At 68.6% G+C, this 8,312-nt stretch carries 10 protein-coding genes; 2 read left to right on the top strand and 8 right to left on the bottom strand.

Going from position 1 to position 8,312, the window contains the following annotated elements:
* Positions 1 to 151: 151 nt before the first annotated feature.
* The 5 genes from AC1DR7_RS19490 to AC1DR7_RS19510 are packed head-to-tail and all read right to left on the bottom strand — an operon-like array spanning position 152 to position 2,749.
* On the bottom strand, positions 152 to 958 hold the full coding sequence (locus tag AC1DR7_RS19490) for a M15 family metallopeptidase (RefSeq protein ID WP_457318638.1): 807 nt from the start codon (positions 956 to 958) through the stop codon (positions 152 to 154).
* Positions 959 to 967: 9 nt separating this feature from the next.
* Positions 968 to 1,522 carry a PH domain-containing protein gene (locus AC1DR7_RS19495; protein WP_457318639.1) on the bottom strand — a complete coding sequence of 185 codons (555 nt, stop codon included), beginning with the start codon at positions 1,520 to 1,522 and terminating at the stop codon, positions 968 to 970.
* Position 1,523: 1 nt separating this feature from the next.
* On the bottom strand, positions 1,524 to 1,700 hold the full coding sequence (locus AC1DR7_RS19500) for a DUF4177 domain-containing protein (RefSeq protein WP_256777161.1): 177 nt from the start codon (positions 1,698 to 1,700) through the stop codon (positions 1,524 to 1,526).
* The gene (locus AC1DR7_RS19505) at positions 1,697 to 1,876 is read right to left on the bottom strand and encodes a type II toxin-antitoxin system antitoxin (protein WP_256777159.1); all 180 of its coding nucleotides are present in this window, start codon (positions 1,874 to 1,876) and stop codon (positions 1,697 to 1,699) included. Before AC1DR7_RS19505 ends, AC1DR7_RS19500 begins: the two co-directional genes overlap by 4 nt.
* A 3-nt stretch (positions 1,877 to 1,879) precedes the next feature.
* Positions 1,880 to 2,749: an SPFH domain-containing protein gene (locus tag AC1DR7_RS19510; RefSeq protein ID WP_256777158.1), complete on the bottom strand. Its 870-nt coding sequence runs from the start codon at positions 2,747 to 2,749 to the stop codon at positions 1,880 to 1,882.
* 124 nt (positions 2,750 to 2,873) lie between these two features.
* Between AC1DR7_RS19510 and purT the strand changes: the two genes are divergently transcribed.
* A complete protein-coding gene (gene purT / locus AC1DR7_RS19515) occupies positions 2,874 to 4,061 on the top strand; it encodes a formate-dependent phosphoribosylglycinamide formyltransferase (protein ID WP_457318641.1) in 1,188 nt (395 codons plus the stop codon).
* A gap of 88 nt (positions 4,062 to 4,149) precedes the next feature.
* Here the strand turns inward: purT and AC1DR7_RS19520 are convergent, their stop codons facing one another.
* Positions 4,150 to 5,355 carry an endonuclease/exonuclease/phosphatase family protein gene (locus AC1DR7_RS19520; protein WP_457318642.1) on the bottom strand — a complete coding sequence of 402 codons (1,206 nt, stop codon included), beginning with the start codon at positions 5,353 to 5,355 and terminating at the stop codon, positions 4,150 to 4,152.
* Between the two features lie 37 nt (positions 5,356 to 5,392).
* Positions 5,393 to 6,148 carry an arginyltransferase gene (locus tag AC1DR7_RS19525; protein ID WP_457318643.1) on the bottom strand — a complete coding sequence of 252 codons (756 nt, stop codon included), beginning with the start codon at positions 6,146 to 6,148 and terminating at the stop codon, positions 5,393 to 5,395.
* A gap of 153 nt (positions 6,149 to 6,301) precedes the next feature.
* Between AC1DR7_RS19525 and AC1DR7_RS19530 the strand changes: the two genes are divergently transcribed.
* Positions 6,302 to 6,907, top strand: a complete 606-nt coding sequence (locus tag AC1DR7_RS19530; protein WP_478052814.1) for an EF-hand domain-containing protein — start codon at positions 6,302 to 6,304, stop codon at positions 6,905 to 6,907.
* A gap of 54 nt (positions 6,908 to 6,961) precedes the next feature.
* Here AC1DR7_RS19530 and AC1DR7_RS19535 read toward each other — a convergent pair whose 3' ends face one another.
* On the bottom strand, positions 6,962 to 8,167 hold the full coding sequence (locus AC1DR7_RS19535) for a sigma-70 family RNA polymerase sigma factor (protein WP_457318645.1): 1,206 nt from the start codon (positions 8,165 to 8,167) through the stop codon (positions 6,962 to 6,964).
* Positions 8,168 to 8,312: the final 145 nt, after the last annotated feature.

The raw sequence follows: 8,312 nt of genomic DNA on the forward strand, positions 1-8,312 counted from the left end.
CTACACGTTCGCTGGCCCGGCAGGCAGAAGCTGCCGAGCATGGCTCGGCTCTACACGTTCGCTGGCCCGGCAGGCAGAAGCTGCCGAGCATGGCTCGGCACTACCAGGCTTGCAGACCCAGCAGACAGAAGCTGCCGAGCATGGCTCGGCACTACCCGGTTTGGTGCCAGCACCAGTGCCACGGTTCGTAGACGATGCCATGCGGGTTGTCGCGCGGGTAGCTCAGCTGGAACCCGAAACGGTCCGCGTGCTGCTGCAGCCAGGCAAATGCCGCCGTGTGTTCGAAACCCTCTTCGGCCGGTGGCTCGCCGGGTGTGCCGATGTCCAGCGCGAAGCCGCTGTGGTGCTCGCTGTAGCCCGGGGCGGCATTGACCTTGAGGATGTCGGAAACGTCCAGGCCGCGCGCGCGTTTGCGCTCGAAAATGCCCAGCTGGTAGGCATGGCTGCGATAACCGGAGATCGCATCGAGCGCGATCCCATCTACCGCCGCCTGCTGGCGCAGACGCTGCCACCCGCGCGCGGCACTGCGACGCAGCCAGAGCGGACGGCGGTAGCGGTCGACGCCGGCCAGGCGCAGGTGCGCCGGTTCGGCCTCCAGCGCCAGGCCGGTTGCCTTTTCATACGCGTCTGCATCGATGCCGAGCTGTTCCAGCCGTTGTTGGAGGCCGCTGAGCGGCAGCAGGGATGCGTCCGCCCTGCCGCGCCCTTGTGCCAGCCCTTGCGCGTCCAGCGCATCGAGCGCGGCCTCGATGCCGTGTTCGCGCATCAGCCGTGGCACCAGCGGCAGCACCCCATGCGCGGACACCACCGCCAGGTAGCGACCATCGCGTTTGCGCCGAAGCACCCAACGCGCCTGGGCCAGTGCACGCGCGTCGGCGTTGCTGCGCGCGCGCAGCAGGCCGCCGGGCCACAATTCGATGTCGGCGGTGTTGATCAGCAGGGCAGGGGCGCGGCGCATGGGGTCAGCTTAGTGCGTGCGGCCGGGCGCGGCCAGCGCCTGCAGGGCCGTCAGCAGCGCGCGCGGGTTCTCGGGGCTGATCACCAGCGCGCTGCCGTCGCGCAGCGGCAGGTACAGCACGCGGCTGCTGTCGGTGAGCAGGCAGAACGCCTTGCTGCGGTCGCGCATCCGGTAGTGCCCGGACTGGAATCCCGGCATGCCGTAGCCATTGGTCTTGGTCGTCGGCTTGAGGCTGCCATGCTCGGCCAGGTCCACCACGCGTGCGCGCTCCAGCACGATGTCCTGCACCGGCACGCGCTTGCGATAGAACGTGGAGACCACCTCCAGCTGACGGTCCTGCAGGCGGATGCGGCGACGGAAGAACATCGCGCTCAGCACGGCAGTGAGCACCACCAGGAAGGGCACGGTGAAGCCCAGTTCGTATGGCGTGCGCTGGTCCGATTGCAGCGTGGTGACCACGATCAGCGCCGCACTGGCCAGCATGGGCACCCACAGCCACAGCAGGTGCCAGACCGGGGCCGGGGCGACGGCGAAGTCGTTGACGGCAGGCGAGGGCGCGGCCATCTCAGATCTCCTTCTTGAAGATCAACAGCGCCACGCCCATCGGTTGGGTCTGCAGCACGTTCACCAGTTCCCAGCCGAGCTGGCCGTGCCGGTTGAGTTCGGCCTGCATCTCATCCGGCTTCAACCCCGTCCACGACGGTTGCAGCTCGACGGTCAAATAGCTCCAGCGCTTGCTCATTCCTTGCTCTCCTTGCTCGAATCGGGTTTGGGAAGGCGGCCGGCCTTGCGCAGGGCATCGCGCAGGACGTACTCGATCTGCGCGTTGGCGCTGCGCAGCTCGTCATCGGCCCAGCGCTGCAACGCCGCCAGGATGTCGGCGTTGATCCGCAGCGGATAGGCTTTCTTCTCGCTCATGGCTCAGTACAACGACCCGGCATTGATGACCGGCTGGGTGCCGCGGTCCGAGCACAGCACCACCAGCAGGTTGCTGACCATGTGCGCCTTGCGCTCCTCATCCAGCTGCACCACGCCGTTCTTCTGCAGTTCGGCCAGCGCCATTTCGACCATGCCCACCGCACCGGCGACGATGCGCGTGCGTGCGGCGATCACCGCATTGGCCTGCTGGCGCTGCAGCATCGCCTGGGCGATTTCCGGGGCGTAGGCGAGATGGCTGATGCGCGCGTCGATCACCTGCACGCCGGCGTCGGCCAGGCGCTCGGCCAGTTCGTCCTTGAGGTGCTGGGAGATTTCGGCGGCGTGGCTGCGCAGCGACAGCTGGCCGTCCTCGTGCTGGTCGTAGGGGTAGCTGGTGGCCATCGCGCGCAGCGCCGATTCGGACTGGATGTGCACGAAGCTCTCGTAGTCGTCCACGTTGTAGACCGCCTCGGAGGCATCGACCACCTGCCACACGATCACCGCGGCGATCTCGATCGGGCTGCCGTCCAGTTCGTTGACCTTGAGCTTGCCGCTTTCGAAGTTGCGCACGCGCTGGCTGACCTTCTTCTTGCTGAAGAACGGGTTGTTCCAGCGCAGACCGTTGTCCTTGACCGTGCCCACGTACTTGCCGAACAGGCTCACCACCACCGCCTGGTTGGGCTGCACGGTGTACAGGCCGGTCAGGCTGAGCAGGGCCAGGATGGCCAGCGCCACGCCGCTCAGCATCCAGGTGGGCGCCACCGGGAACGCGCGCGCGCCGGAGATGAACAGCCACACCGACAGCCCCAGCAGGACCAGCACCAGCAGCAGGAACGGCAGGCCGGACAGTGAGCGGAGGGTCTTCTCTTTCATGGCGGGGCGTCCTTGGGCAATTGAATCAAAAGATATCAAATTGATATCACAATGCAAGTCGGTCTGCCCGCTTTCCGGCCGACGCTCTAGAATGCCCTCCCGCCCCCTAATGTCCGGAACCGCCATGACCACGCTCGGTACGCCGCTGTCTCCCTCCGCCACCCGCGTCCTGCTGCTGGGCTCGGGCGAACTGGGCAAGGAGGTCGCCATCGAGCTGCAGCGGCTGGGGGTGGAGGTGATCGCCGCCGACCGCTACGCCGACGCGCCGGCGATGCAGGTCGCCCACCGCGCGCATGTGATCGACATGCTCGATGCGATGGCGCTGCGCGCGCTGATCGCCAAGGAGCAGCCGCACCTGATCGTGCCGGAGATCGAAGCGATCCATACCGAAACCCTGGTCCAGCTGGAGCAGGAAACCGGCCAGCGCGTGGTGCCCACCGCGCGTGCCGCACGCCTGACCATGGACCGCGAAGGCATCCGCCGGCTCGCCGCCGAAACCCTCGGCCTGCCGACCTCGCCCTACCGGTTCGTGGATACCGAGGCCGACTACCGCGCCGCCGTGGCCGTGATCGGCCTGCCGTGCGTGGTCAAGCCGGTGATGTCCTCCTCGGGCAAGGGCCAGAGCACGCTGCGCAGCGAGAGCGACATCGCCCCGGCCTGGGAATACGCGCAGACCGGCGGCCGCGCCGGCGCCGGCCGCTGCATCGTCGAAGGCTTCATCGACTTCGAGTACGAAATCACCCTGCTCACCGTGCGCCACGCCGCAGGCACCTCGTTCTGCGCGCCGATCGGGCACTGGCAGAAGGACGGCGACTACCGCGAAAGCTGGCAGCCGCAGCCGATGTCGCCGCGCGCGCTGGCGCGTGCCGAGGAAATCTCGCAGGCGATCACCGACGACCTGGGGGGCTGGGGCCTGTTCGGGGTGGAGCTGTTCGTGAAGGGCGACGAGGTGTGGTTCAGCGAAGTCTCGCCGCGCCCGCACGACACCGGCCTGGTCACCCTGGCCTCGCAGGAACTGAGCGAATTCGCGCTGCATGCGCGCGCCATCCTCGGCCTGCCGATTCCGCTGATCCGCCAGAACGGTCCCTCGGCGTCGTGCGCGATGCTGGCCCATGGCGAAGGCGTCCCGTTCTTCAGCAACGTCGCCGCCGCGCTGGAACATCCGGATTCATCGCTGCGCCTGTTCGGCAAGCCCACCGTGCATGGCCATCGCCGCGTCGGCGTGACCTTGGCGCGGGGCGCCGATATCGAGGACGCGCGGAAGATCGCGCGTGAGGCGGCCCAGGCAATCGGGATCGAACTGCACTCCTGATCCTGCCGCGCGTTGTCTTCCGGCGACGTACTGCAGATGCAAGAACGGCGGGCAATGCCCGCCGTTTTCTTGACCGTGGTACTGCGGGTTACTTCACATCCACCCACACCAGGTGGTGATCGCTGCCGTCGGCGATCTTCGCCTCCGGGCGGTTGTTGTCCGGCCAGAACACGCCGCTGCCCACGTAGCTGAAACCGACCGACGGCAGCACGTAATCCAGGCGCATGGTGCCGGCCTTCGGGCCGAAATCGCCGGTGGCATGGAAGGGCGCGCCCTTGCGCGCGATGCCCTTTTCCGCATATGCCAGGCTGGTCTGCTCGGCACCCACGCTGCGCGGGGTCGGGTAGCGCAGTACGCGCGGATGTTCGATCAGCTCCACGATTGCCTCGTGGCGGCCATCGCCATCGACCGGATCGTTGTTCAGGTCACCCAGGATCACAAAGCGCGCGTCCTGCTGCAGGCCGCCGCACTGGCCGCGGTCATCGCACAGCCACGGTTTGCTGCCGGCCGACAGGTATTCCTGCCACAGCCGCAGTTCGTCGTGGTTGCGCGCGGCATTGCGCTTTTCCGGCCCGTCGAACACCGGCGGGGTCGGGTGCGAGACCAAGGCATGCACCACGCCGTTCGGGGTGGTCACCGGCACGTCCCAATGCGACTTGGACGACAGCCGCAGCTGCGACCACACGTGGTCGTTGTAGAAGGATTTGCCGGTGCGCGGGTCGATCGGGCGCAGCGCGCCGGGCAGGGTGCTCCACTTCAGCAGCTGGAAACTGCGTACCTTGGCCGCGTCGATCGGGTAGCGCGACAGCACCAGCATGCCGTACTGGCCCGGGTGCAGGCCGTAGCCCCACGCATCGTTGCCGCGCGCGCGGCCGTCGCCGCCAATCTGGCCGTTGTTGTCCAGGTCCAGCCCGCTCTGCACGCCGGTATTGACCGGGGCCAGGTAGCGGTAGGCGTAGTGCAGCGGCTCGGCGCCGCCGGGCTGGGCGGTTTCCAGGTAGCGCTGCTGGAACAGGTCGGCCGCACGGTGCGCGTCGTCGTAGTCGAACTCGTTGAGCAGCACCAGGTCCGGACGCACCTGCTGCAGCACCGCGGCGATCTTGCGCGCGTGTTCGCTGTCGCCTTCCAGCTCGGCGATCAGCCCGCCGGTCTCGTCGTTGTACAGCGAGGTGTTGTAGGTGGCGATCCGCAGCGGCGCGGTGGGGGCTTCCGGCATGGCGGCGGTCTTGGCAGGGGACTGGGCGCAGGCGCTGCACAGCAGGGCCAGGGCAAGGATCAGGGGATGGGCGTTCATCGGCCTATTTTGCACCCGGACGCATTGCAATGCTGCGTCAACGCCCGTCCAGTTCGTCGTCGAAGGCGTGCCAGCGGCGGCCGTCGTAAGCCTCCAGCGGGCGGAAGCGGCGCTTGTAGTCCATCTTGCGGTGGTCGCGGATCCAATACCCCAGGTACAGGTGCGGCAGCTGCTCGCGACGGGCCCAGGCAATCTGCTGCAGGATGGCGAAGGTGCCCAGGCTGCGGTGGGCCTGGTCGGGGTCGAAGAACGTGTACACCGCCGACAGCCCCTGCGGGGTCACGTCGGTGACCGCCACCCCCAGCAGGGCGCCACGGCGGCCAGCCTCGGCGGGCGCACGCAGTTCCATGAAGCGGCCCTGCGCCCACTGGCCGATCAGGAACTGGTCGAACTCATGCGGGCCGTGTTCGTCCATGCCGCCCTGGGCATGCCGGTGGGTGAGGTAGCGGTGGTAGAGCGCGAACTGCTCTTCGGTCTGCTCGGCGGCCACGATCCGCACTTCCAGGTCGGCGTTGCGAGCCAGGCAGCGGCGCTGGCTGCGGTCCGGGGCGAAGCGCGCCACCGGCACACGCACCGACACGCAGGCGTGGCAGTTGGCGCAGTGCGGCCGGTACACCAGGTCGCCGGAACGGCGGAAGCCCCAGCTCAGCGCCATCGGGTAAAGCGTGCCCAGGCGCGCGTCCTGGGGATCGAGCACCAGGTCGCGCGCGGCCCGTTCCGGCCAGTAACCACAAGGGTGGTCACCGGTCTGGAACAGTCGCAGCTCGTCGTCGCGGTCGCCGTGTATTGCCATGCGCCCAGCATAGCGCCGGGGCGTCGCAGGGGGCGCGACTGTCTGCCAAATGAACATCGCCGGCCAGGCTGTCAACGCCGCCGCCGCCCGGGCGTTGTTACCGGTGTGGGTGCCACGCACCGCACGCCGATACCTTACGAACCGGAGTGATCCATGCGCAATCGCAAACCCCTTCTGCTGCTGGCCCTGCTGCTGTCCACCGGCGCTGCCGGCCTGGCGGTCGCCGCCGATGCGCCGACGCCCGCCGACCCGCCGGCCCGCCCCACGCTCGACACCAACGGCGATGGCGTCATCGACCGTGCCGAGGCGGCCAAGGCCCCGCGCCTGGCCGCGCAGTTCGACTCCCTGGACAAGAACAAGGATGGCAAGCTCTCGCGCGAGGAAATGCCGCGCTGGCACGGCAAGCGGCATGGGCGTGGCCCGGGTGGCGGCGGTGACAGGATGGCCAAGCTGGACACCAACAAGGATGGCCGCATCAGCCGCGAGGAAGCCAAGGCCGATCCGCGCCTGGCCGCCCGCTTCGACCAGATGGATGTCAACAAGGACGGCTACCTGGACAAGGCCGACCGCGAGCTGCGCATGAAGCAGCACCGTGACGCCTGGTTCGCCGCAGCCGATACCAACAAGGACGGCCAGCTGAGCAAGGCCGAGTTCGACGCCGCCAAGGGCCCGTTCGGTGGTCCGCGTGGGGGCCACGGCGATGGCAAGCACCGCGATGGCAAGCCGCCGATGCCGCCGAAGGCACCGGCCACCAAGTAAGCCGATCCACGGGTAAACACACAGCGCCGGTCATCGACCGGCGCTGTGTCGTTTCTACAGCCGACCGGTCTGCCGCAGGCTGTAGAGCACCAGGATCGCCACCCCCAGGGTGACCACCACGATCGCCGCGCGGCCGTACATCAGCTGGTACTTCCAGTTCGGTCCACGGCGGCCATGGCGGGCGGCATCGCGCGCCAGCATGGGCGCCATCACTTTCTGCAGCGGGAACAGGCACTGATAGTTCACTGCGCCCATGCCCGCCGCCATCGCAGTCAGCAGCAGCCAGACCGGTGCCTCCAGCACGCTCAGCATCAGCACCGACAGGCACATCACCAGCGCGGTGACGCTGCTGAGGACCACGAATGCGCGGACCTGCTCGCGCTCGCGCGGGGTTTCCGCGTAGGACAGCAGATAGCGCCCGCCAAGGTAGCTGCCGAGCATGCCGCCAAGCAGGCTGCCGACGACCGTGCCGATGCCCAACATCTGGCCGGGGGCGGCGGTCTGGCTGAGCGCGGCGCTCAACGAGCCCAGCGCGGTGCCGCCGGACAACGTGGCACCGCCGAGGCCCAGCTTGCTGGTGCCCAGTCCGGTGCCGAGCAGGATCGCGGCGCTGGCCGTGCCGGGGGCGGCGATGATCAGCACCGAGGCCAGGGTGGTGGCGAAGGCGGCGCTGGGGGCGCTGCTGCGGGCGAAGTCGCCGAAGCGGCGCAGCATCTCTTCGCGCACGCTGGCGCGGGCGCGCGACAGCCGCTTGCGTACCGCCGCGTCGCTGAGGCCCAGCAGCTCGGCCACCTGCTGCGAACTCTGGCCTTCGCGGTAGTACAGCAGCAGGGTTTCCCGGGCGTCTTCGGGCAGCGCCGAGATGATTTCCTCGGCCGCCAGTTCTTCTTCCACCCGCTGCATCCGCTCGGGCGCGGTCGGGCCGGGATCGGCGGCCATGTTGATCGCGATCTCGGCCGCTTCGCCGGACAGCGGTCGGCCGCGGTTGGCGCGCAGCCAGTCGCGGGCCAGGTTGCGGGTGATCTGGCGCAGCCAGGGCAGGAAGCTGGACGGGTTGTGCAGCTGGGTGAGCTGCTGCCAGGCCTTGATGAAGGCTTCCTGGGCGATGTCTTCGCTGGCCTGCACGTCACGGGTGATCGCCAGGGCGATCGCGGTGACGGTGTTCTGGCAGGCCAGCACGATGCGGCCATAGGACTGCGTGCAGCCCTTGGCGGCGGCGGGCAGGTCGCGTTCCAGGGTGGTGGTCAGCAGCAGCGTCATGGCGTCCTTCCCGGGGGTGAGCCGAGTATGACGACCGCAGCGACGGAATGTGACCGGGCAGTGCCGGCCGCTGGCCGGCTCCGCAGATACCCGCTCGCAGGTAGTGCCGGCCGCTGGCCGGCTCCGCAGMTACCCGCCCGCAGGT

This window comes from Stenotrophomonas sp. P5_A9, from assembly GCF_056400525.1.